At 36.3% G+C, this 25,150-nt stretch carries 21 protein-coding genes; 15 read left to right on the top strand and 6 right to left on the bottom strand.

What is annotated here, in order from left to right; genetic code table 11:
* Positions 1-699: 699 nt before the first annotated feature.
* The gene (locus ACFIMK_RS00700) at positions 700-5,259 is read right to left on the bottom strand and encodes a hypothetical protein (protein ID WP_375629398.1); all 4,560 of its coding nucleotides are present in this window, start codon (positions 5,257-5,259) and stop codon (positions 700-702) included.
* A gap of 654 nt (positions 5,260-5,913) precedes the next feature.
* On the opposite strand from ACFIMK_RS00700, the gene hfq reads away from it, so the two are divergent.
* The 4 genes from hfq (at position 5,914) to ACFIMK_RS00720 (ending at position 10,744) form a co-directional block, all read left to right on the top strand.
* On the top strand, positions 5,914-6,153 hold the full coding sequence (hfq, locus tag ACFIMK_RS00705; RefSeq protein ID WP_005773461.1) for an RNA chaperone Hfq: 240 nt from the start codon (positions 5,914-5,916) through the stop codon (positions 6,151-6,153).
* Positions 6,154-6,206: 53 nt separating this feature from the next.
* The gene (gene hflX, locus ACFIMK_RS00710; RefSeq protein ID WP_375629395.1) at positions 6,207-7,550 is read left to right on the top strand and encodes a GTPase HflX; all 1,344 of its coding nucleotides are present in this window, start codon (positions 6,207-6,209) and stop codon (positions 7,548-7,550) included.
* 144 nt (positions 7,551-7,694) lie between these two features.
* Positions 7,695-9,521 carry a hypothetical protein gene (locus ACFIMK_RS00715; RefSeq protein ID WP_375638201.1) on the top strand — a complete coding sequence of 609 codons (1,827 nt, stop codon included), beginning with the start codon at positions 7,695-7,697 and terminating at the stop codon, positions 9,519-9,521.
* A 146-nt stretch (positions 9,522-9,667) separates the two neighbouring features.
* Positions 9,668-10,744: a COX15/CtaA family protein gene (locus ACFIMK_RS00720; protein WP_375629412.1), complete on the top strand. Its 1,077-nt coding sequence runs from the start codon at positions 9,668-9,670 to the stop codon at positions 10,742-10,744.
* 20 nt (positions 10,745-10,764) lie between these two features.
* On the opposite strand, the gene argC is transcribed toward ACFIMK_RS00720, so the two are convergent.
* On the bottom strand, positions 10,765-11,697 hold the full coding sequence (gene argC / locus ACFIMK_RS00725; RefSeq protein WP_375613064.1) for an N-acetyl-gamma-glutamyl-phosphate reductase: 933 nt from the start codon (positions 11,695-11,697) through the stop codon (positions 10,765-10,767).
* Between the two features lie 322 nt (positions 11,698-12,019).
* On the opposite strand from argC, the gene glyA reads away from it, so the two are divergent.
* The 6 genes from glyA (at position 12,020) to nusB (ending at position 16,559) form a co-directional block, all read left to right on the top strand.
* Positions 12,020-13,333 carry a serine hydroxymethyltransferase gene (glyA, locus tag ACFIMK_RS00730; protein WP_375683057.1) on the top strand — a complete coding sequence of 438 codons (1,314 nt, stop codon included), beginning with the start codon at positions 12,020-12,022 and terminating at the stop codon, positions 13,331-13,333.
* Between the two features lie 11 nt (positions 13,334-13,344).
* A complete protein-coding gene (gene nrdR, locus ACFIMK_RS00735; protein ID WP_375611570.1) occupies positions 13,345-13,827 on the top strand; it encodes a transcriptional regulator NrdR in 483 nt (160 codons plus the stop codon).
* Positions 13,820-14,950, top strand: a complete 1,131-nt coding sequence (gene ribD, locus ACFIMK_RS00740; RefSeq protein ID WP_375611590.1) for a bifunctional diaminohydroxyphosphoribosylaminopyrimidine deaminase/5-amino-6-(5-phosphoribosylamino)uracil reductase RibD — start codon at positions 13,820-13,822, stop codon at positions 14,948-14,950. Before nrdR ends, ribD begins: the two co-directional genes overlap by 8 nt.
* The gene (locus tag ACFIMK_RS00745; RefSeq protein ID WP_375613061.1) at positions 14,932-15,549 is read left to right on the top strand and encodes a riboflavin synthase; all 618 of its coding nucleotides are present in this window, start codon (positions 14,932-14,934) and stop codon (positions 15,547-15,549) included. Before ribD ends, ACFIMK_RS00745 begins: the two co-directional genes overlap by 19 nt.
* Positions 15,550-15,630: 81 nt before the next feature.
* On the top strand, positions 15,631-16,086 hold the full coding sequence (locus tag ACFIMK_RS00750; RefSeq protein ID WP_375611572.1) for a 6,7-dimethyl-8-ribityllumazine synthase: 456 nt from the start codon (positions 15,631-15,633) through the stop codon (positions 16,084-16,086).
* 2 nt (positions 16,087-16,088) lie between these two features.
* Complete coding sequence (gene nusB / locus ACFIMK_RS00755) at positions 16,089-16,559, top strand: transcription antitermination factor NusB (protein WP_015856452.1); 471 nt, start codon at positions 16,089-16,091, stop codon at positions 16,557-16,559.
* 75 nt (positions 16,560-16,634) lie between these two features.
* On the opposite strand, the gene ACFIMK_RS00760 is transcribed toward nusB, so the two are convergent.
* Entirely contained in the window at positions 16,635-17,114 is a 480-nt protein-coding gene (locus ACFIMK_RS00760) for an outer membrane protein assembly factor BamE (protein WP_375607172.1), read from the bottom strand.
* A gap of 221 nt (positions 17,115-17,335) precedes the next feature.
* Between ACFIMK_RS00760 and ACFIMK_RS00765 the strand changes: the two genes are divergently transcribed.
* From ACFIMK_RS00765 to ACFIMK_RS00785, 5 genes are all read left to right on the top strand, one after another.
* Positions 17,336-17,893 carry a DUF177 domain-containing protein gene (locus tag ACFIMK_RS00765; RefSeq protein WP_375613060.1) on the top strand — a complete coding sequence of 186 codons (558 nt, stop codon included), beginning with the start codon at positions 17,336-17,338 and terminating at the stop codon, positions 17,891-17,893.
* Between the two features lie 149 nt (positions 17,894-18,042).
* Positions 18,043-19,113, top strand: coding sequence for a phosphate acyltransferase PlsX (gene plsX, locus ACFIMK_RS00770; RefSeq protein WP_375613059.1), 1,071 nt, complete (start codon positions 18,043-18,045; stop codon positions 19,111-19,113).
* Positions 19,114-19,162: 49 nt separating this feature from the next.
* A complete protein-coding gene (locus ACFIMK_RS00775) occupies positions 19,163-20,137 on the top strand; it encodes a beta-ketoacyl-ACP synthase III (protein WP_375629381.1) in 975 nt (324 codons plus the stop codon).
* Between the two features lie 77 nt (positions 20,138-20,214).
* Positions 20,215-20,529 (top strand): integration host factor subunit alpha, encoded by a 315-nt coding sequence (locus ACFIMK_RS00780; RefSeq protein ID WP_273791377.1) that lies wholly within the window; start codon positions 20,215-20,217, stop codon positions 20,527-20,529.
* A gap of 196 nt (positions 20,530-20,725) precedes the next feature.
* Positions 20,726-21,229, top strand: coding sequence for a MerR family transcriptional regulator (locus ACFIMK_RS00785; protein WP_375607116.1), 504 nt, complete (start codon positions 20,726-20,728; stop codon positions 21,227-21,229).
* 1,035 nt (positions 21,230-22,264) lie between these two features.
* Here the strand turns inward: ACFIMK_RS00785 and thrS are convergent.
* The 3 genes from thrS to ACFIMK_RS00800 all read right to left on the bottom strand — a co-directional run bounded on the left by thrS (position 22,265) and on the right by ACFIMK_RS00800 (position 25,132).
* Positions 22,265-24,241, bottom strand: a complete 1,977-nt coding sequence (thrS, locus tag ACFIMK_RS00790) for a threonine--tRNA ligase (protein ID WP_375638198.1) — start codon at positions 24,239-24,241, stop codon at positions 22,265-22,267.
* A 111-nt stretch (positions 24,242-24,352) separates the two neighbouring features.
* Positions 24,353-24,703: a membrane protein insertion efficiency factor YidD gene (gene yidD, locus ACFIMK_RS00795; protein ID WP_375607118.1), complete on the bottom strand. Its 351-nt coding sequence runs from the start codon at positions 24,701-24,703 to the stop codon at positions 24,353-24,355.
* Positions 24,704-25,132, bottom strand: coding sequence for an iron-sulfur cluster assembly scaffold protein (locus ACFIMK_RS00800; protein ID WP_375611578.1), 429 nt, complete (start codon positions 25,130-25,132; stop codon positions 24,704-24,706). It lies immediately after the preceding gene.
* Positions 25,133-25,150 lie beyond the last annotated feature (18 nt).

The raw sequence follows: 25,150 nt of genomic DNA on the forward strand, positions 1-25,150 counted from the left end.
TTAAGGAAAGAAAAGAAGAGTGTTTTCTATTAACTTCATCTTCTTTATTTAAATTTCTATAGGGAGGTAGAAGAAATTTTAAATAACAATTTGCAATTTATAAATTATTTTTGCAGCTATTTAAAAGGAAATTGGAACTTTAAAAATGGGAGTTGTTTTGTTTATTATTCAATTGAACTCTTAATAATGCAAACTTTATAATTTATAATGAATCATCTCGTATGTTGAATGAGAAATTTGAATACAATAAGATTCTTTTAGCTCAAACTCATCTAATATAATAAAAAATATTTACTTACATAATTCAAACGAGAGTAATATGTGGATAAAAAACATTAAAAAAAATAAATAGAAGTGTTTCTATGAGCTATTTTAATACAAAAGCATGAATTTTTTTCACAATTAATAAAAATAATTATTACCGATTTTGTACCTTTATGAAACTATGAAAAATAAAGGAGTTAAGAAAAAGATAAGGAAATAGAAAACATGCTTTATCATTCTTAGAATGATACGTTGTTTGATAAGCCATTACGCTTCTTTAGGGTTATTGCTTAGGATATCAAAGAAAACCGCATGCCAATTATCCCAACCTTTGAAGTACAAAGCTACAGTTGAAAAAAAAGCATTCTATGATGAGCCATTAAAACAACTGGAGAGAGAAAGTGGAAAAAATATCTTTTTCCACTTTCTTATTTGTTATTGGATTCGACCACTTGCATGAGCAAGCATAGTATAAACTTTTCCGGTATCTGATATCAAGTACTTGCGAACTGAGTTGGAAGAGCCAGAACTGCGCGATATATCACGTAAGAGCTTTTCGAAATCTGTAACATATTGATTCACTGAACGTTTAAACCCAAAATCGCTCATATATTTTTTCTTAATCATTTCAAATATTTTTTGTCCATTTAAGGTATAAAGGCGTTCTGTTACGATGTTTTTTTGTCCACGTTGATAATGATCCCATAGCTCAACAATGGCATTGTGATTAATAGCTTGCACTATACCAGAAGCTAATGAATTAAGAGAGCAGTTTGCAGGAGATGGTTTTGTTTGCACTGATGTTAAAACATCATCACTAGGGGGAGCATCATAAAATGTTTCTTCACGTGAAGCTCTTTCTAAGAGATTTGATACCCATTTATTTGGTCTTTTTTTGCTTTGATCTTGTTGCAAAATAGGCTTAGGTGGCACAATCTTTTTAACAGACTCAGTGGAACTGTCACTTTTTTGATTAAACATTGATGATGTAGGAAATGCTGACATTAGCTGTTTTTGTGCGCTCTTTTGATCATTTTGTATAACACTGACTAAATCTTGTAACGCTGTAATCTGTTCATTCAAAGCTGTGCGAATTGTTTGCGTTGTTTCTTTTGTTTTTTCTGGAAGTTTTTTTACATTTTCATTGATATCATTATTAATCTTTGAAAGCTCTAAACGAACTTCATCAGCGGAGCGACGTATATCTTCTGCTGCTTCTGAAAAACGCGTTGATGCTTCACTAACAAGCTTATTAAGTGATTGTTGGAATGAATTTGTGGAGTTACGCGCATTCTTATCAGAGCGTTCAAGTGCTAAGTTGAAGATTTTTTCATAATGCCCAATCATTTGATTAATTTCATGAGACTTTGAAACAAGAGCATCGCTTAATACAGAAAGCGTATTATGTTTTTCTTCAAGTGTTGCACTAAGTGAATTTTCAGACTGTTCAAGAACATGAATAGTTTGGGAAAGTGTCTTTGCATGTTCACCAAAACTGCTCGTTATATGATTAATTTGTTCAAAGGTACTCTTTGAAAGTCCTTGCAGAATTTCAACATTAGTATTGAGCGCTTGATTTGAAGCTGACAAACGCTCTGCTACTTGGTCCGTGTTGCGGAAAAAATTATTCGTACTCTCATTAAACTGCCCATCAATATTTTGAACAGCCGATAATAAAACATTACTATTTTCGTGAAAATTGTAAATTGATTGATTCAACTGTGTTAAGATGGATGAGACATTATTAACAAGCTCTTCCTTCATAATCGTTATTGTTTGAAGTGTTTCAGAGTTAGCTTTGGTTAAGCTATTCACTAAAGATTCATTATGTGCATAAATTCTTTGTTCAGCATCTTGTGTGGAAAGAGAGAGTTGTTCACCGATATGCTGTGTTAAAGAATCAATTGATTCTGTCGTATTTTGCGCTGCTTGATTTAAGTGATTTGTAAGCTCTGTTATTTTTCCAACATGTTGTGAAATTTGTGTTGTTGTTTGATTTCCAGCATCTTCCAGACGGCTCGTTACATCAGAGAGCTGATATCCTAAATTATTTTTAAGATTTTGCATAGAGTGATGAAGAACATCACAGCGTTCATTAAGAACTTGTTCTATTGCTGTTGTTGATGTGTGAATAGTTTCATTCAATAATGCTTGTGCATTATGGCTGGCTGTTGCGAAAGCTTCGACAGTATGCGCTGTTTGTTCAGACAGAACTGACAGAACTTTTTCACTGGTATCATAAACAGTTTTTTTGACATTTGATACAATGCGATTGCCTGATTCTGAGAGAATATTTTCTGCTTGTGCAGTAACATTTGTAACAGATGAAAGAATTTGTTCACTCGTAGAAGAAAGAATATCAGAAGCTTTTATAATCTTATTATGCAGGTTATCTGTCACTGTATTAACAGAGTCTTCTAAGGTTACACGCATATTGTCAACACTGCTTTCCAGCGCTTGTTGAATTATCTGACTTTGCTCATTACTAATCATGAGAGACGTTTTTAATGTGTCAGAACGTTCCTCAATAACAGATGTTTGCATATCAATGGCTTCACAGATTTGGCTAAATTTTTCAGATAATGTTTCCTCTAGCGTTGTTGTCCGTTCAAAAATTTTGTGTGCACGATCTTCTAGATCTGTATCGAATGATTCCATACGTGTTTCAAGGGTTTCAAAGAAAACACCACTCGATTGAGAGAGAGTATTCTTTAAAATTTCGGCATGGCTTTCAAGGTTTTTGATATGATCTTGAACCGTTTCAGTAATGTTTTTATTATTGGCGACAATTGCACTCTCAACTAAATCTATTTGTTGTTTCAATGCAACATCGACACGTATATCACTTTTTGCAATGAGATTATGGATTGTTTCCATGCGTTGTTCAAGTGTGCGTGCTTGATCGGCAAGAACTTCATTGAGAGAAAAACTATTAATCGCTAAAGAATCGCGCAGAGCATCGGCACGGATATCAATATTTCTCGCTTGTGCTTCTAAAGCATCTTGGGTTGTATTACAACTTTGTACAATGACATCTTGTAACTTTTCAGTGCATTGAATGATGTTTGTAATATGATTTTCAGCTTGTTTATCAACGACTTGAACATTATCAGCCAAAACTTTTTCAATATGAGAAGTATTTTGGGACAAAACATCAATTTGATTTCTTAATGTATCCGCAATTTTATTTTTCTCGTTATCGAGCATGTCTGCCATAAGAGCTCGTTGATCAGAAAGTTGTACTTTAAAATCTTGTGAACGTTCTTGTATGATATCAACAATGGCATTGTCGACATATTGAATTTCTTCTCTCAGACTTTCCTTACTTTTATCAATTGCAGAAAGAATAGCTTCACGTCCATTTGTAAATGCATGGGTAATGTCTGCTGTTTTTTCTTGGAGGTTCTCATTTATTTTCAAGACATGAGCTTCCAAGAAGTTACCAAGTTTTTCAGCATTATCCTCTAAAGCCTGACTGCGTTCTATAAAGGAATCAATGATGGAATCACTATGTTCTTTAAGAGAAAGATCAACAGTTGCTAAACGTTGTTCAAAGGCTCCAATTGCTTGCGAGGTTACGTTATCAAATTTAGAAGAGAGTTTATGTGCTTGGTCGTCGAGCTTTAAGATCTTCTCATCAAAATTCTGTAGAGATTGATTATTACGATCAATAAGAGCTTTATCCAAGGCTTTAAACTTTTCATCAACAGCGTGCAAAGTTTGATCTGTTACTGCTTGTATATGTGTTGCAATTTTAGCAACATGTACTTCTGCTTTTTCAGCTGTTTCATTAAAAGTTTTTTCTATTTGTTTTTCATTATAATCAAATCGTTTTGCAAAACCATCAAAGTTTTTTCCTAATTCATGAAAAAATTCCGTGTTTTTCTGCTGAATTTGTGTTGTTGTTTTGTTAAATTTTTCAACAAGTTGATTTGTTACGCCATCACCGGCATAGGAAAGTTTTTCAACAAGGTCTTCACCTTGTTTTTGTAAAGTTTGAGAAAGGGTTTGTGCAAGCTTTTCAACATTGGTCACAATGTTAGAGGTAACCAAACCAAATTCATCACTCAGTTGTTCTTGGGTTCCTTTAATTGTTGATTGTACGCGATCTGCGTGATTCAAAATGGCTATGCGTTCATTACTCAATTCTTTGATTAATGTGTGAATGCGTGATTCATTCTCAGCATAGGCTTGTTCTAGATTGTGAACTTCACCTTGTATGATTGCTTCAAGTTCAACAGCACGTCCGAGGGTACGTTCAATACCTTCGTTCATTGCCGCTACTTCTTCACGAATGGTTTGCCCTATAGCAATAGCTTGTTTTTCAGATAGATGTTGTGGTTCACTAAGGCGCTGTGCAGCATTGGTCATAAGAAGCGCAATATTATGCAAGTCGTTTGAACGTTTTGTTAATTGAGCAACGCCCCAAGATATAAGGATAGGAATTGCTGTTCCGGCTGCTACAGCAAGTCCTGTTGGGGATGTAACAAAAGTGCTGATATTGGATAAGGAGCTGAGTCCGGTAGGTGCGAGTTTATGCGCAATAAAAGCTCCTCCCGTTGCCCATAAAGCACTAAGCGCTGTTGTATACCAGTAGACTCGAGAGGAAGAACGCTGCTTGAATGGTCCAAAATTTACAGGGGTTGTTATATCATCATTTGCAGGAAGAAGTTTTGTAGGCAATAATGTATTATGAACAGTTCCACCTGAAATATCAGGTGAAGGTTTTGGAGCAAAAAGCTGTTCAACAACGGATTTATCAACAACAGCTTCATCATGAATATTAGAAACAAAAGTTGACGTACCGTTTTCAGCAAAAAATTCTTCTTCTGCCATTGCAATTTTTTGAATCAGATCATCGACATTAACAACATTTTCAGAATTATTGGATGATATCGTTTCAAATCCTGTGTCATCGAAATCAAAGTTCATAGCTTTTGTGAGGGCTTCTTCAACTTCAACTTCAAATGTTTGCAATTTTGTTCTGCGTGCCATACTCGCCTCGTACTCTTACAGCCGGAAAAGGGATACGTTCTCTTCCACATAATTTCTACATACTAGCTGTTAATTATTTAGAAAGGAATATGCTTAGGGAAAAATTTTAAAAACTTATCAAGATAAAGTTAACGCGGTTTCTTGTACCCTGTTTAAAAATGTTATAAAATATAGTAAAAACAATTTATTATTTAAATCTAACTAAAACAAAAATACTGTTTACAACTTGTGTTTATAGAAAGCTTTATAAGCCGGCAGTCTTTGAAATAAGGACAATTTAATAGCGGTTATATATACAGTAAGGTGCGAATGTCTCTCTTTAATATCGACAATCGTTAATAAATGTTGTTGTCCGCTTACTTTTATTGATTCTAAACGAAGCAGATTTATCATCACATATAGTCTGTAATAGCTTAGGATGTATAAAAGTATGCCTTTGAATTGTAAGCTCATAAAAAAGTAAACGTGGAAAAATTTTTAATTTAATATAGCTTTTCGTAAGTTGTACTTTATTATTGTCTTAAAGAGCTGTTTTTTCTCTAATTTCAGTTGTTTGTTGCTGAATTTTTAAGCTTCTACGTTGACAATTGGATATTTTTCAGTCGATATGCATGCACGAATATTTTATGCAATCTAGATAAAGGTGTAAGAATAATGGCAGAGCGATCACAACACCTGCAAGATGTGTTTTTAAATACGGTGCGTAAGCAAAAAATTTCCCTTACAATTTTTCTTGTCAATGGCGTTAAACTCACGGGTATTGTAACTTCATTTGATAATTTTTGTGTTCTTTTGCGCCGAGATGGACACGCGCAATTGGTTTATAAGCATGCTATTTCTACGATTATGCCTGGACAGCCTGTACAGATGTTTGAGGGTGAAAGTCCTGAGTAAACATATCATTTTAAGATAGACCTCTTATCCCATTTAAAAGTACTTAGATTGCTATGATAAATGAAAATGAGAGATTAGGAGGGGTATTTTCGCAGAATACAGGACAGGTGCGCGCACTTGTTTTGATACCGATTTTTCAAGAAAATAGAAGTGAAAGCTCTTTGAGAGAGTGTTCTATATCTTCTCGTGTTAAAGAATCATTGGGGTTAGCACGTGCTATAAGGTTAGAAGTTGTTAATTATGAAACGATTAATATTGCAACGCCTCGCTCTGCGACTCTCTTTGGAAAAGGTAAAGTAGATGCGTTAACCTGTTATATAGATGAATATTCTATTGAGCTTGCGATTGTAGATCACTTTTTAACGCCAGTACAGCAGCGTAATTTAGAAAAATTGTGGAATTGCAAAGTTATCGATAGAACGGCTTTGATTCTTGAAATTTTTGGGGACCGTGCACGAACAAAAGAAGGAGTTTTGCAAGTAGAGTTAGCGCACTTGTCCTATCAAAAAGGGAGGCTTGTGCGGAGTTGGACGCACTTGGAAAGGCAACGGGGGGGGCGTGGCTTCCTAGGTGGACCTGGTGAGACGCAAATTGAAGCAGATAGGCGTCTTTTACAAGAAAAAATTATTCGTATTCGCCGCGAATTGCAAACGGTTATTAAAACACGTGCACTTCATAGAGCAAAAAGGAAAAAAACATCTTATCCTGTTGTGGCACTGGTAGGATATACGAATACAGGAAAGTCAACTCTCTTTAACCGTTTAAGCGGTGCAGATGTTTTAGCAAAGAATATGTTATTTGCAACGCTTGACCCGACTTTGCGCAAAGTTGTGCTTCCCCATGGAAAAACTGTTCTTTTGTCTGATACTGTAGGGTTTATTTCTAACTTGCCAACGAATTTGATTGCAGCTTTTAGAGCAACCCTTGAAGAAGTGGTTGAAGCGGATCTCATTCTTCATATAAGAGATATGTCAGATCTTGATCATCGAGCACATGCCCAAGATGTTTTAGAAGTGCTTTCAAGTCTTGATATCGATATTGATGATATGGAGCATATCATAGAAGTTTGGAATAAGATTGATATGTTAGATGAGCAAGCATTGAATGTTTTACAAACAAGCGCAAAGACGCGATTAAATCCTGCTCTCATGGTATCAGCACTTAAGGGGGATGGACTCGATCAATTATTAAGAGCCATTGAAAAGCGAATTTTTGGAGAGGTGCAAAGCATTGAATATCTTTTACAACCTCATGAAATGTCGCTTATTGATTGGTTTTATGAAAACTCTGCGGAAATAGTGCAAGAAGGGCATGATGATGGGTCTATTACCATTAGAGCGGTTGTTACTTCTGAAGCAAAAAAACAACTAGAGAGCCTCAAAAAAAATATGAATTAAGTTCTTTAAAGCTATTTTTGAACATTTGTTCTTAAATTTTATATTTTTATTATCTCAAAATAATATGACAGCAAGTTAAGAGGATAGTTACTACTTTCTCTTAATAAAACAATATGAAGAAGTATTTTGCTGGTTAAAATAAAGATGAGTCTTACATGTAATAAAAGACTATTCGTACGTACCGTATGGCGAAGCATTTTGATTGTTTTGCTATTACAAATGCTATGTGTATCTTTGATTTGGTTGTATTATTTTGTCCAGCCTCGTGGTTACCAAGCAACTTTAACATTTTCATTATCTGATTCTGTAGGAAAGCCATTACCAATTAAAAAGAAAGACAATGTTATCGCCTTTTTGTTTTCACAGCCTATGTTCTTCAATGATTCGAATTTTTCTTTAAGTGCTTCTTATAAGAAAAAAAATCATGAAAATATCCGTTTATCGCGTCATGGTGATTTTATCGATCTTACTTTTGAAGCCGAGACACTTGAAGCAGCTCAACGTGGGTTGGAAACTTGGTTTTCCGCATTTTCACAAGCAATCATAAAACAGAAACAATTCTTGTTAAATGATAAATTAGAAGACAAACAATATGATAATATTGCAATCCTTAATATCGTGCAGGAATTTCGTAAATCTATTGATTCTTTTATTCAGCGTGGTGTAAAACAAACAGAGCTTCATGATCTTTCGATGCAATTAACGCAAGCAACTTTAAAGCGTATTCATTTAACAAGTTTGAATTCAACGATTAACATGATGCGTGAAAATGGGCAGTCTTTACTGTCTTTATCGTTTATTGCAGGCAATTCAGCAATTGCTGCTCTGGAATCTAAACGTGATCTCTTGGAAACACAAAGAGCACATATGGCTGTGCAATTAGGGTGGACACATCCTCAAATTAAAGCGATGACTGCAGAATTAGAGACAGTTTCTCATCAATTAAAAAATAAAATTTTACAAATCGTTTATCAAGTTCATTCAGATGAGGTTATTGCAACGGAATTAGAAAAACAGCTCAAAAAAAGAATGAACTTTTTTGTAAAAGATCAATCCCAATCTTTGAATGAAATATTTAACGAGTTTGAAAATAAAATAAAAGTAGCAGTCGATGCCCAAAATGAAGCGATGAGCAAGTCTGCTCAACGAAGAGAAAAAATTATTGATTCATATCGGAGATTGAGTGATGATCCTCTTCTCTTACAAAATACAAATATCCACGTGGTCACGCCAACAACGTTAGCACCAATTTCTTTTATGGCTCTTTATGGAAAAAATATTCTTGTGAGTGCATTGGTCAGTTTCCTTACTCTTTTGCTAGGAATATTGTTATTCTATCCGTGCTTTAAAAGGAAAAAAGACCAAATCTCAGAAGAGGATTTGAGATCAAAAGAAAATGATCTTAAGAAAAATGAGAGTATTTTAGTCTCTCAAGAAATGAAAAATTTTGAAGCTTTTATTACGATAGAGGGATTATCTGATGTTTTGAAATGGCGTGCTTCAACCATTATTTCAATCATTGGACCAGAAGCTGCACGGACAGCGGCAAAGCTTTCACTTCATCTCACAAAAGAGAACAAAACAATTTTGTTGGTCGATATTTCTGGTCAACAAATAGAGAAAGTCATAGGCCCACATCGCGGACTGAGTGATATTTTAACGGGCAATGCCAAGTTGCATGATGTTATTTACCGTGATTATGATACGGGGGTTGATATTCTTCCTCAGGGGTTAACAAGTGCTATTTCAGCACAAGATTTTTCAAATGATATTTTTCATATATTACAAGAATTTAAAAAAGAATATGATTTTATCATCCTAGAGATGGCAAGCGAACCCAAATATGGGTTTGAGCAATTTGCAGAGCTAACAGACTATTATATTTGTAATACTGTTCTTAATAAACAAGAATGGATGATGCGTATGGTAGACAGCTTTCCAAAGACTGTTTATCGCGTTGTAGCATCATAAGCTTCGTAAAAAAGAAATATGTATCGCATGTTATAGTGGTACGCTTGTTTTTTGCTAAAGTTGTAGTACATACTAAAATAGACAAAGAGTTAATGTTTAAATTTTAAAATGCATTTTAGTTGGAGAGAAGCGTGGGGCAATCAGAGATGGCAGTAAAGAGATTAAACAATAGCATTTTAACGCCTGTGCAAAAGGAAAATAGAAAACATATACAGGTGTGGCTTTACTCTATTTTATTGCTTTGTTTGGCAATTGTCTTAGTAGGTGGCGCTACTCGTTTGACGGGATCAGGATTATCTATAACGGAATGGAAGCCAATACACGGCGTTATTCCACCGATTGGTGAGGATCAATGGCAAGAGGAATTTTTAAAATATCAACAAATAGCACAATATAAGCTGCTTAATCCTGATATGACCTTAAGTGCTTTTAAGGTCATTTTTTGGTGGGAATGGGCGCATCGTGTTCTTGGGCGTCTTGTTGGTCTTGTCGCTTTATTGGGGCTCATTTGGTTTTGGGCGACTAAGCGTGTTGAAAAAAATATCTTACTCCCGCTTATTGTTGTACCTATTCTTATCGCCTTTCAAGGCTTTATTGGTTGGTGGATGGTTGCTTCAGGGATTGGGCAAAGTAATTTAACAAGTGTGAGCCAATATCGTTTGGCATTTCATCTTATAACAGCATGTTTTGTTATTGTTTTTGTTACTTATTTATCTCGAGGGCTTGCAGAATATTCAGAAAAACCAGCAAATAAAAAGGTGCAATATTTTGCGGCATGGCTTGTTATTCTCGTCTTGATAGAGATTTATTTCGGAGCTTTGGTTGCAGGGCTTCATGCTGGAAAAGTCTATAATACATGGCCCCTTATGGATGGGCAGATTATTCCTGATGGATTGTTGCAGCATCGTCCTGTTTGGCTCAATTTATTCGAAAATTCCTTAATGGTTCAATTTATTCATCGGTTTTTTGCTTATTTTTTATTGATTGCCTCGGCTATTCATGCTTTCTATGTACAAAAAAATGCTCCACATTCAACTCATTCTCGTCGTGCATTTCTTATCTGTGTTATGATTATTATCCAAGCAGTCTTGGGTATCTTAACACTGTTACATGAGGTTCCGATAAGTTTGGGGCTCATTCATCAAAGTATGGCATTAGTCGTGTTGTGTTTTGTTGTTGCACATTGGCGAGCAACAAAAGGGGCTTATCGCGTTGTTGAATAAAAGTTTGTGGGTAGGGAGGTTTAGTCGCTTGAAAGCATTAAATCGAGGTTTTGGATAGCTGCAGCTGATGCGCCTTTTCCTAAATTATCGAATATGGCGCTGAGATTAAAAATACCTTCACGATCATTTCCAAATACGAACAGTTTCATACCATCTTTATTGGCTAAACACTCTGGATTAAGTCTTTGAAGTGAAGCAGTTTCTTCTTGTGATGCAACTAAAATGGTATTTTGTCCATCGTAATGGTTTGCGAGAATTTCGCGCAAATCAGAACAGTTTGCTGATTTTGTGAATAAATGGCGATGCAGAGGAAGATTCACAATCATTCCTTGGGGAAAACGACCCACACTTGGTATAAAAACTGGGGGTTGATTGATTTGTCCATAGATTTTAATTTCTGGCACATGTTTGTGTTCAAGATTAAGACCATAGATAAAATAATTGTCCTGAATATTTTGTTGAGATTGATTTTCCATTTGTAAAATCAACTGTTTTCCACCACCGGTATAGCCGGAGATTGCATTAATCGAGATGGGATAATCGGCGTCTAGCAGTCCTGCTTCACGGAGTGGGCGAATCAAACTAATGGCACCGGTAGGATAGCATCCGGGATTGGTTATATAATGTGCTGCTTGGATGCGCTTTCTTTGTCCTGCTGTCATTTCAGGAAAACCGTAAACCCAGTCTGGTGCAACACGGTGGGCTGTCGAGCTATCAATAATCCTAATGTTTTTATTTTTTTGAAGCCAATGAACCGTTTCGCGTGCAGCATCATCTGGAAGACACAAAATAGCAATATCGGCTTGATTAAGATAGTCTTGTCGCAGATGAACATTATGGCGATCTTTATGAGCAAGAGAGAGTAGTTTTAAATCTGTACGCCTTTCTAAGCGTTTTTGTATTTGTAGTCCGGTTGTGCCATGTTCACCATCAATAAAAACTTTGGTTAGCATTTTTATTTGCCTTCGTATTAACTTTGCCTATTATATTCAGCTTTTCACATTATAAATTATTTTTAATCATTAAATTATTGAATTTCTTTAGATTATAGATATTTTTTGTAAAAGGTGTAAACAAATAAGAGTGTAAAAAAAGAAATGTAATCTCATTTTTTACTATTCTCGAGAGGAAAGTTTTTCGCTGTTTTTATAACAAAGAATAAGATAAATATTTGCCTCATTATTTTTGAGTGTAAGTAGTTTAAAATGTTTGGTTTGCATGGTTTGCTGTGTTATCGTTCCTTGACTTTATTTTTTTATGTTAGGAATGTGTTTTATGACTCAGCAAGAAAATGACGCACAAAAGCGCTTTTTTAATGATAATTTACAAACTGTTGATGGTGCAATTTTTGACGCAATTAGAGGGGAGTTTGAGCGTCAACAACATGAAATTGAGCTTATTGCTTCAGAGAATATTGTTTCAAGAGCGGTCCTTGAAGCGCAGGGGTCTGTTTTAACCAATAAGTATGCAGAAGGTTATCCAAGAAAGCGCTACTATGGTGGGTGTCAATTTGTTGATGTCGTTGAAGATTTAGCTATTGAAAGGGCAAAACTGCTTTTCGGTGCTGCGTTTGCGAATGTACAGCCTAATTCTGGTAGCCAAATGAATCAAGCTGTCTTTTTAGCTTTACTTCAGCCTGGTGACACATTTATGGGGTTGGATTTAAATGCTGGAGGTCACCTTACGCATGGTTCACCTGTTAATATGTCAGGAAAATGGTTTGATGTTGTTTCCTATGGTGTGCGTCAAGAAGATCAGATTATTGATATGGATGAGGTTGAGCAGCTTGCAAAAGAACGTAAGCCAAAACTTATTATAGCAGGGGGCTCATCTTATCCACGGCTATGGGATTGGGAAAGATTCCGTGAAATTGCAGATGAAATCGGTGCTCATTTACTCGTTGATATGTCTCATATTGCTGGTCTTGTTGCTGGTGGCGTGCATCCTTCACCTGTTCCACATGCGCATATTGTAACAACAACAACACATAAATCGCTTCGAGGTCCTCGGGGTGGTTTAATATTGACAAATGATGAGGCTTTATCCAGAAAAATTAATTCTGCAATTTTTCCTGGTCTTCAAGGTGGTCCTTTAATGCATGTGATTGCCGCAAAGGCTGTTGCGTTTGAGGAGGCTTTGCGTCCCTCTTTCAAGAGTTACAGTGCCAATGTTGTCGCTAATGCGAAAACTTTAGCAAAAACATTACAGGGTAATGGTTTTAATATTGTTTCTGGTGGTACAGATAATCATTTGTTGTTGGTTGATTTACGTTCCAAAAATCTAACAGGTAAATGTGCTGAATTGGCTTTGGGACGCGCTCATATTACCTGCAATAAAAATGGCATTCCTTTTGATTCTGAAACGCCATCTATAACATCGGGAATTCGTTTGGGATCACCTGCTGCCACGACGCGTGGTTTTTTAGAAAAAGAGTTTATTCAAGTTGGTCATCTGATTTCAGAAGTTCTTGATGGTCTTCGGAGTGCAAAAAGTGATGAAGATAATCATGCCGTTGAAATGGCTGTTGAGAAAAAGGTAAAAGATATAACGAATCAATTTCCTCTTTACTCTTATCTTACCACTCGTTAAGGATACAAAGGATGCGCTGTCCTTACTGCCAATATGAGGATACACAGGTCAAAGACTCTCGTCCAGCAGAAGAGGGGGCAGTGATTCGCCGCCGCCGTGTGTGTTCCGTTTGTGGTGGTCGTTTTACAACTTTTGAACGTGTTCAGTTGCGTGAGCTCTTGGTTGCTAAAAAAAGTGGACGATGTGAACCCTTCGATCGTGATAAGTTAATGCGATCAGTTGATGTGGCTGTACGTAAGCGCAATATTGATCCCGATCATATTGAACGAGCAATTTCTGGCATTGTACGCCAGCTTGAAAGTTTGGGAGAACCAGAGATTTCTTCAGAAAAAATTGGGCATCTTGTGATGGAAGCATTGAAAAGAATTGATGATATTGCTTATATTCGTTTTGCTTCTGTGTATCGAGATTTTCGTAATGCAAGCGATTTTCACGATGTTATAGATGAATTGTCAAAGGGTATCGCGGATACAGAATCTCGTTTTGATGAATAAAAAAGTGCAAGATGAACGGTTTATGGCTGCAGCTATTCGTTTAGCAGAACGTCATGTCGGTCTTACAGGTGAGAATCCTTCCGTTGGTACGTTAATTGTGCGAAACGATAATGGTGCTGTGGGGGCTTTTATTGTTGGCTATGGCGTAACAGCTATTCATGGGAGTCCTCATGCGGAAGTGCAAGCTTTACACATGGCAGGTTCTTTGGCTCAAGGAGCGACTGCTTATGTTACTTTAGAACCTTGTGCGCATTATGGAAAAACTTCGCCGTGTGTGAATGCGCTTATTGATTCAGGTGTTTCTCGAGTTGTTATTGCGCTGACTGATTGTGACAAGCGTGTTGATGGTCATGGTATTGCTCTTTTGCGAGCGGCGGGTATTGAAGTGGTTGAGGGCATTTTAGCTGAAGAGGCTTTTGAATCCTTATGGACGCATTGGTGCATAAGGAAGATACAACGCTGTGCGGTCACTTTTAAAATGGCAATTTCTGCCGATAATGGTGTTGGAAAAAGAGAGAAGGGCAGCGTAAAAATTAGTGGAACACTTTCTCATGCCCATACGCATATTCTACGTGCTCAAAATAATGCTATCCTCGTTGGTATTGGTACTATATTAGCAGATGATCCACAACTCAATTGCCGCTTGCCAGGGATGGAGATGCGCTCACCAATTCGTATTATTTTGGATGCAGATTTATCTATCCCCCTTGATGCAAAAGTTGTCCAAACAGCCATAAAAATTCCTACATGGGTTATTTGTGATGTGGATATTTCAAAGAAAAGCAAAAAAAATGCATTGGAGCAATATGGTGTGTCTGTTTATTCGGTCGAGATGAACAATGGTTGTGTAGAACCCTTTGCTCTTTTACAGATGCTTTATAAACATGGGATTAATAGTGTTTTATTGGAAGGGGGTGTCAAGACAGGGGAAAAATTTTTGAATGCTGGTTGTGTTGATCATTTGATATGTTTTCATACCCCCATTGTTTTAGGCAAAAATCGTATTGAAGCCCCTCATTTTGGAAATTATCTCTCGCAGTTTCATGAGATTGAGACAAGAATGTTTGGAAATGACCGTTTTTATAAGTGGAGACGTAAGACATTATGTTCACAGGAATTATAACGGATATTGGTTGTGTTGAAGATGTTCAACCTTTAAAGCAGGGGATGCGTTTAAAGATTTCTACCCGCTATGCTATAGAAAGCTTAGCAATTGGGGCGTCAATTGCTTGTTCAGGAATTTGTCTGACAATTGTAGAGCGAGGATTAAAGCAAGAAGATTCCAATTGGTTTGTTGTCGAGGCGTGGGAAGAAACATTACGTTTAACGAATCTTGCACAATGGATAAAAGGAACTTTTGTTAATTTGGAACGTTCGCTTCGATTGGGTGATGAAATGGGAGGACATTTAGTTTCTGGTCATATTGATGGTTTGGCTGAAATCATTGATCAAAAAAATGAAGGGGATGCAATTCGCTTTTATTTAAAAGTTTCAAGACAATTTATGCCTTTCATTGTTAATAAGGGATCTATTGCACTTAATGGGACATCTTTGACTGTTAATGGTGTTGAGGATTGTGTTTTTGATGTTCTTATTATTCGCCATACACTTGAAATGACAACGTGGGGACAAGCTAAAATTGGAGATCGGGTCAATTTGGAAATTGATCAACTTGCTCGTTATGCTGCAAAACTTTTTGCTTTAAAAAGAGAAGATGAATAAACCAACACTCTATTGATCGTTTTCAGAATTTTATACTTTATAACTTTGATTTTTTTGATTCGTTTTTTGTGGAATTCCATTATGATGAAAGAGATAGGTAAAAAGCCTCACGTATTGATTGTTGAGGCACGTTTTTATGAGGGGATTTCTGATGCACTTTTGAGAGGTGCAGTGAATACTTTGCAAAAAGCTGAAGCAAGTTATGATGTTGTAACGGTTCCTGGAGCATTAGAAATACCAAGTGCAATAGCTTTTGCTGAACAAAACAAGATATCGTATGATGGTTATGTTGCTCTTGGTTGTGTTATTCGGGGTGAAACATATCACTTTGAAATTGTTGCTAATGATTCTTGTCGTGCATTGATGGATTTAACTGTTCATCAGCACTTGGCTATTGGAAATGGTATTTTGACTGTTGAAAACGAAGAACAAGCATGGGTGCGTGCAAAACTAGATGATAAAAATAAAGGTGGTTTTGCGGCTGAAGCTGCTTTATGTATGATCGCTCTAAAAAAGAGATTTGGAGATAATCGTTAAATATGGCTGATATAAAAAGCAGACATTTTCCGCGTTCAGCCAATAAACGTGGAGCAGCAAGACTCGCTGCAGTTCAAGCACTCTATCAAATGGATATCGTGGGTTCGGGGGTGATGGAAACGGCAGCTGAGTATGAGGCTTATCGTTTGGGAAAAGATATTGATGGAGATCAATATCTTGAAGCTGATTTTCAATGGTTTTTGGCTATTATAACGGGTGTTGTAAAAGATCAAAAGCAGCTTGATCCGCTGCTTCATCAACAGCTTTCTGCAGAGTGGTCTCTTTCACGTCTTGATTCTATATTGCGAGCAATTTTACGAGCAGGTTTATGGGAGTTGATCAACCGTAAAGATGTTCCCGTTGCGGTTGTCATGAATGAGTATGTTGACATAGCAAAGGCGTTTTTTGAAGGTGATGAGCCAAAACTTGTTAATGCAGTTCTTGACAGTATGGCAAAAAAAGTTCGCCTCTAAGAGTTACAAATCCCCCTATTATAGATCTGATATTATCAGACCTATAATATTGAAACGGTATGCAGACTATATAATTTAGTTATGGGGTGGCAAATTCGCAGGGCCTTTTATAATTTGAATTAAGAAAGGATGTTCTTTCGTTACAGTTGGCGTTGTTTGTGTAATAAAATCAAATACTTGACCGTCTTGTAATCCGTAATTTGCAACTTTTGCAACCTGATTATTTTTATTGAAGTAAATGGCTAAAACTTTGCGATCAATAATCTTTGTTTTCATAAACTGCATCCCACGATAACGTGTCTGTGAGATGTAATAAAAAACTTCATTATCATATTTTGTTTTTAATGAAGGGGTCCCTAAAGTTAAAAGAACTTGCTCTTGACTTGAGCCAATAGAGATAGAACTTAGAGCATTTTTATCAAGAACATAGCCCTCTCTATAAATTTGGCTCGAACCTGAAGAATCAAGAAGGCTACACCCAGCAAGCATTCCTATGCTTGCTATTGATAGACCAATCAATAATTTACGTTTGATTAAGGCTATTATGTGAGGCATTTGAAACAATGGTATCTCCTTTTTATACTGAGATGTAGGACAAGAAGGCAACCTCAAGTTTTTTCTAATTTTAACTTAATCTACCGTAGCTTACACTGAGTTTCCCTGTTATAAAGCAAATTATGCCATATAGAATTTCTTTAGAAAAGAAAAAAATGCATAAATACTTGAGATAAATAAAAACATAGTGCTTTACGCGTTTTTATGTTTGGGAGTTGTCAATGAATGTTCAAAATGTTCCTCAAATGACATTTGCTTTGGCTTATCCAATATCTGTACGTTCTCTACCTGCTAAAGGTATAAGGGTTCATTTTTGTGCAAACAAAAAAGAATGTACACATTTAGCCCAGAACCATGATTTAATTGAAGTAAAATCTTGTGAGGGAAAATTCCATATTTTCCCGTGGAAAAAACGCGGAGTGCGTATAAAAGGTCTGTTGCAAGCGCGTATACTACAGTTATGTGTTGTTACATTGGAACCATTAGAAAATATCCTTTGTGAAAATATTGAGGTTGTTTTTGTTCCTGAAGATTCAAATTTGATGAAGCCCCAAATATCAGAGGATACAGGGGAATTGTTTTTAGATGTGGGGGGGCTTGATACTCCTGAAGTGTTTTATGATGATAAAATTGATATTGGCGCAATCATGGAAGAGTTTTTTGAGTTGTCTATTAATCATTATCCACGTAAAGAAGGGATAAAGATGAATATGGGTGAAAATTTAGAAGAAGCAGAGCGAAAATTCTCTCCATTTTCTGTTTTGAAAAATTGGAAGTGATTGTAGAAACATACAAAAAATATCTATTGTATGCTAAACGGTATTTTCTGCGGAGCGATTTTCGCAAGATGTGCTGTGTGAGTATTCAGGAGCCAAAAATCATAATATGTATTTAAAGATGTAAATGAAAAGATGTGGGATATGCAAGCGTGATTAGAATTTCTGTGGATGTCATGGGCGGTGATTACGGTCCAGAAGCAGCTATTGCAGGAGCAGCAATTGTACAAAAATATTTATCAAATATTTATTTTCTATTTTATGGAGTAGAGGAGGCTGTTCGTCCGGTTTTAAAAAAATATCCCTGTTTGGATTCTGTATCGCGCTTTTGCCCTACAGAAAGTTATACACGCATGGATGAAAAGCCAAGCCAAGCACTTCGTAATGGACGTGGTAAATCATCAATGTGGTACGCCATTGAAGCGGTAAAAAATGGTGAAGCTGATGCTTGCATTTCTGCTGGTAATACGGGTGCACTCATGGCCATGTCTTATTTTTGTTTGAAAATGCTTGCAGAGGCTGAACGTCCTGGTATTGCGGGTATCTGGCCAACACTGCGCAGTGAGAGTATTGTTTTAGATATTGGAGCAACAATTGGTGCCTCTGCTAGTCAGTTGGTTGATTTGGCGGTTATGGGAGCAGGTATGTTTCGCGCTTTATATCACACTGAAAGACCAAGTGTTGGGCTTTTAAATGTGGGGGTGGAAGAGGTTAAAGGACTTTATGAAATAAAAAAAGCAGGAATGATATTGCGTGAAGTGCAATTAGAAGGATTGGAATATAAAGGATTTGTTGAGGGCAATGACATTGGAAAAGGAACAGTCGATGTTGTTGTGACAGAGGGGTTTTCTGGTAATATTGCTTTAAAAACCGCAGAAGGAACCGCGCGACAGATAGGAGAGATTTTAAACTCTGCAATGCGCAGTTCTTTTTTAACATCTCTTGGTTATTTTTTATCACGGGGTGCTTTTCGTATACTGAAACATAAAATGGATCCTGATAGGGTGAATGGAGGAGTTCTTTTAGGTTTGAATGGTGTTGTTATAAAAAGTCATGGCAGTGCTAATGCTAATGGCTTTGCTTCTGCTATCCGCGTTGGTTATAAAATGGTTAATAATGGACTTTTACAAAAAATAACGGCTGATTTACGGCGATTTCATGAAAATAAAGCAACACTTTTTGACCAAGAAGATGAAGCGGTGATGAATGGAGAGTCCTTATGATAAGCTCTTATAATAGAAATAAAAAATTTGAAGAAAAGGTAAGAGCTGAATGATTCGGTCAATTATACGTGGTGTAGGAAGTGCTTTGCCGAAAAGAAGTTTATCAAATGATGAGATTGCAAAGTTTGTTGAAACGTCAGATTCATGGATTGTTCAGCGTACAGGAATACGCCAACGTTATATTGCCAGTGAAAATGAAACAACTGTTTCTTTAGGAGTTGAGGCTGCGCAAGCAGCACTTACAAATGCTGGTTTAACAATAAAAGACATCGATTGTATTATTTTAGCAACGTCCACCCCGAATCGTACTTTTCCTGCTTCTGCTGTTGAAATTCAGCATGCTTTGGGAATGAGCCATGGATTTGCTTTTGATATTCAAGCTGTTTGCTCTGGTTTTATTTTTGCTTTAACAACAGGAGATTCTTATTTACGGTGTGGAGGGGCTAAAAGAATTTTAGTTATTGGATCCGATACATTTTCTCGAATTTTAGATTGGGAAGATCGTACGACATGTGTTTTGTTTGGTGATGGTGCTGGTGCTGTTATTTTGGAAGCACTAGAAACTGAGGGTGATATTGCTTTTGAGCGTGGTATATTGTCTGCGAAATTGCGCTCTAATGGTGCTTATATAGATAAGCTATATGTTGATGGTGGACCTTCAACAACACAAACGACAGGCTATTTGCGTATGGAAGGACGAGAAGTTTTTAAATATGCTGTTGGTATGATAACGGATGTGGTTGATGATTGTTTTGCAGCTGCAGGTATGGATTCTTCACAACTAGATTGGTTTGTACCTCATCAGGCTAATAAGCGCATTATTGAAGCATCTGCTAAAAAGCTGGGAATTTCACTAGATAAAGTTGTGATTACCGTTGATCAACATGGTAATACGTCTGCTGCATCAGTTCCGTTGGCTTTAACAACAGCTGTTTGCGATGGAAAAATAAAAGAAGGAGATCTTATCATGTTAGAAGCCATGGGAGGTGGATTTACATGGGGAGCAATTCTTATTCGTTGGTAAATTATGGCTACTTGACCATATTTCAAGAAAACGTATAAGTCATTTTGTAATTTTTAATATTTTAATAGGTGGTTATAATGACAAGTAAGACAGTAACGCGTGCAGATTTAGCGAGCGTAGTTTGTAAAAGAGTGGGCTTGTCACATACTGAATCAGCAGCTTTAGTCGAATTGGTTTTGGATGAGATTTGCAACTCACTTGTAAGAGGTGAAGCGGTTAAATTATCTTCTTTTGCAACTTTTCAGGTTCGCAGTAAAAATGAACGTGTTGGACGCAATCCAAAAACAGGTGTTGAAGCACCGATTCCGCCGCGACGTGTTGTGACGTTTAAGGCTGCCAATGTCCTTAAACAGAGAATTTTAGATTCGCATCGTGCAAAACAGAAAAAATGATATCTCATAAATAAATGCCATGGTATGTTTGGTATTTGTTAAAGAAATGTATAAAATAAGGGTCTTTATTTTTTAGAAAAAGACTGGTGAGTAAGGTATCAATGATGGTCTTATTTTTGACTAATCTTGTTGAGAAATTGAGACAGAATGAGTCATTGTGAAGTAATTTATTTTGTTTTAAATAAGGTGTTACAAAATGGATAAAAGCTCTGATGCTTTTCGCACAATTAGCGAAGTAGCGGAGTTATTGGAGCTTCCGCAGCATGTCTTAAGATTTTGGGAAACACGTTTTAGGCAGATTAAACCAATGAAACGTGGGGGAGGAAGGCGCTATTATCGTCCGGTCGATGTTGATTTGCTCAATGGTATTAAGCAGTTACTATATGATCAGGGTTATACGATAAAAGGTGTGCAACGCCTTTTGAAAGAAAATGGTGTTGCTTTTGTGACTGCATTGGGTAATGGTGATCTTGATGCTATGAATGTGGTCATAGAGAAGAAACATGCAGGACAAACTTCTGAAAATGCTAGCAATAAGCCTAAGAAATCTTCTTTTGGGCTTTTGAGTTTCATGAGGAATGAGGGAGAAACATCTGTCGGTTCTGTGAATCTTTACAAAGATAAAACTGATAAAGCATTGTTACAAGAAATTCTGTTTGAACTCATTGAATGTAAGCGTGTTCTTGATAGAGCACGATAATAATATTTTTTTATTTTATATGTGTTTCGTAGATATTTAGATGTTTTATGGATGTGCACAGAATTTTATACGTTCAACGAGTAGTCATATATCGTATGTGTATATTTAACGAGTTTTTCATTTGGTAAAACATGAAGAAGAGAAAGAATAAACGCTGAGTTTTGCCATTTTTTTTGATTTGGCTTTATAAAAATTAAGGCAATATCTCATCAGTGTAGATTGCGGGATGTAGAATGCCATTAGCTTACCAATTCATGTGCTTGTTTTAAAGAGATGTTTCTTAAGGCTTCTTAATCTTATTTTACCATAATGCCTCGTGAATGATTAATGGTAAACTCGTTGAGTACCGTTATTTTTATACTTATGAAGGTTCAAGTCGGCATCATCATTATAATTATAGCCTGTTCTCAATGACTGCAACAATTCTTAGCACTTTAGGCGGTTCATTGTAGGCATTTTAAAAGTCCTTTCTCAATAATTTTTATCCACGCACTCATTCCGCTTGTTTCGTGCAAGCAAATGATTTTGATAGATTCAACATAAACATATTAAAAATAAGAGAAGCCTATGATATTCGAAACCTTATTTAATATGAATAACGATATATTATCATTATAAATCAATATCTTGTCCTTTTTATAAGGGCTTATCTTACGAATAAGAAATATCATTGTTCAGCTAATTTTACATATTTTTTATTAATAAATATAATCTTGTTTTCAGTTTTCTTGCTTGATGTTTCTATAATTATTGTAATGATCTATCCATGATAATAGCAGAATTTTTTCATTATAAAGGTAAAAGATTAATGTTATTATTAATATTCAATTGTCTATGATTTTTGCATTTAAACAGCTCATAGCTTATATTCAACTTTTTCACCAATCCACCTTGTAGAGAAAGAGCACGTTATTCTTTCTGGTGACAGGTCATTGTGCATGAAACAAAAACACACTACAATATCAAATTATTTCATTTTGTACAAAAACTGAAAATTTATAGTAAAAAATTAACGTATTACCATCTTCCGTGATATTATGCATTTATTACACGTTGCAAATCTGGAGGTGTTGCTTCATTTGAGAGTTGTTTAATCACATCTTCTACAGATAAAAGGGTTTGATTTGTACTTCCTAAGCGGCGCATATTTACGCTGTTTGTTTCAGCTTCACGTTTGCCACATACCAAAATTACGGGGACTTTTTGTAAAGAATGTTCTCGTATTTTATAGTTAATTTTTTCATTGCGGAGATCTATTGTTGCGGAAAGCCCAACAGCTTTAAGTTTTGCTGTTATTTTTTGGGCATATTCATTTGCTTCGGATGTAATTGTTGCAACAACAATTTGTTCAGGAGCAAGCCAAAGTGGCATATGTCCAGCAAAATTTTCAATTAATATACCAAGAAAACGCTCCATTGATCCAAAAATAGCACGGTGGATCATAACAGGCTGACGTTTTTCTGAATCTTTATCAATATAGAATGCACCAAAACGTTCAGGGAGATTAAAGTCTATTTGTGTTGTTCCACATTGCCATTCACGACCGATAGCATCCTTTAATGTATATTCAAATTTTGGACCATAAAATGCTCCTTCACCTGGAAGGATGCTTGTTTTGATTTGTCCTGCAAATTTTGTTTCAATCGTTTTAAGGACAGATTCCATGATACTTTCTGCATGATCCCATAATGCATCAGATCCAACTCGTTTTTCTGGACGGGTTGAAAGCTTAAGACTAATTTCTTTAAAACCAAAATCGGCATAAGTTGATAAAATAAGATCATTAATACTGAGACATTCATCGGCTAATTGTTCATCAGTACAAAAAATATGCGCATCATCTTGTGTAAAACCACGCACACGCATAAGACCATGTAAAGAGCCTGAAGGCTCATAACGATGAACAAGTCCAAATTCAGCAAGTCTAATAGGCAAATCACGATAAGATTTTAAACCATGTTTAAAAATTTGCACATGACCAGGGCAGTTCATTGGTTTAAGGGCATAAACATTCCCATGATCTGAATCTTCTTCTGCTGAAATTACTTTGAACATATTCTCCTTATACCAACCCCAATGGCCAGATATTTCCCAGAGTGACCTATCGAGAACTTGTGGTGCATTAACTTCAGCATATTGATGATCATCAAGGCGTCTACGCATATAGCTGATCAAATTTTGGAACATTTTCCAACCTTTTTTGTGCCAAAAAATCATTCCTGGCCCTTCTTCTTGAAAGTGAAATAAGTCCATTTCACGTCCCAAGCGGCGATGATCACGTTTTTCAGCTTCTTCTAGCATATGGAGGTAGGCTTTTAAGTCATTTTCATTTGCAAATGCTGTTCCATAAATTCTCGTGAGCATTGGATTATTGGCATCGCCACGCCAATAAGCTCCTGCAACTTTCATTAATTTGAAAGCATTCCCAATTTGCCCTGTAGATTGCATGTGCGGTCCGCGACAAAGATCAAACCACTCCCCTTGATAATAGATTTTTAAATCTTGATTTTCAGGAATGCTATCAATAAGTTCAACTTTATAAAATTCCTTTTTCTCAGAAAAAACTTTTCTTGCTTTTTCATGAGACCAAATTTCTTTTCTAAAAGGTTTATTGCGTTGGATAATTTCACGCATTTTCTTTTCAATGACGGTGAGATCATCTAATGTGAAAGGTTGTTGGCGTGCAAAATCATAATAGAATCCGTTCTCAATGACAGGACCTATTGTTACTTGCGTTTCAGGAAAGAGCTCTTGCACTGCTTCAGCAAGGACATGGGCGCAATCATGCCTTATGAGCTCAAGAGCGCGTGAATCTTCTCGGGTAATAATCTCTACTTGACCAGATTGTCCCAATGGATCCGATAAGTCTCGCGTGATACCATCAAGACTATAGGCGACTGCTTTTTTTGCAAGTGATTTAGAAATAGATTCTGCTAATTCCAAGCCTGTCATTTCAGCGGGGTAATTACGTTTTGAACCATCGGGAAAAAAAAGAGAAATAGAGCAAGACATAAAAACACCCTTTTAATCCAATTCCGCTAACGATTGCGGATGGTTTCGTGAAAATTGAGTAAAAAGCTTATAGACTAATTTTTTATCAATACATGTGAAAAAAGAAAAGGATTATTTGTTGTGTTTGTCAGAAATTTTCCAGTAACGCCAAGGTTTATAAAAACAGCAAGAATTTCCAAGCGATGGAGGGACTGGATCAAAGCCATCTGTTCCAAAGGGCCCACAACGCATGATACGAAAGAGTCCCATCCATGCACCAGCCCAAAGCCCATGGCGTGCAATCGCTTCATATGTATATTCTGAACAAGTCGGGGCATGGCGACATTGATTGCCTATAAGGCTCGAAAGTGTTATTTGATAGAACCGTATTAAGAAAATACCCAATAATCGTCCGGGTGTTTTTTGCCAAGTGCCTGTGTAATTCCGAGTCAACTTTTTTTGTCTAGATTGTGATTTGAACATTTATTTTTCTTCAATTTTTTGAATGCAGTCTATCGTTGCATCAAAGGGTAGTAGTGTTGCTGCATGGCGCACTTTATAGTCTTTAATGGGCTGTAAGCAAGAAAAATCCTCAAATGGAGCTTGAGGAGAAGGGCCATTTTGCGTTAGCATTTGGTAGATAACTTCACGCAATATTTTAAGATCTTGAGTTGTTTGTCCGATGATATGAGATGCTAAAAGTGAAGCTGAAGCTTGCCCTAGCACACATGCATGTATTTCGTGAGCAAAATCGGTAATAATACTATTTTCCACTTTTAAATCTACAGTGATTGTCGAACCACAAAGGTGTGCATGTTTTCTTGATGTTGCATCAGGATTATTAAGACGCCCAATTTTGCCTATATGTGCAGCATATTTAAGTATTTTATCATTATAGATAGTATCAATCATGCGCTATTGCCTGAAATT

This window comes from Bartonella sp. AP280QHHD (assembly GCF_042196125.1).
In the GTDB taxonomy this organism is placed as follows: domain Bacteria; phylum Pseudomonadota; class Alphaproteobacteria; order Rhizobiales; family Rhizobiaceae; genus Bartonella.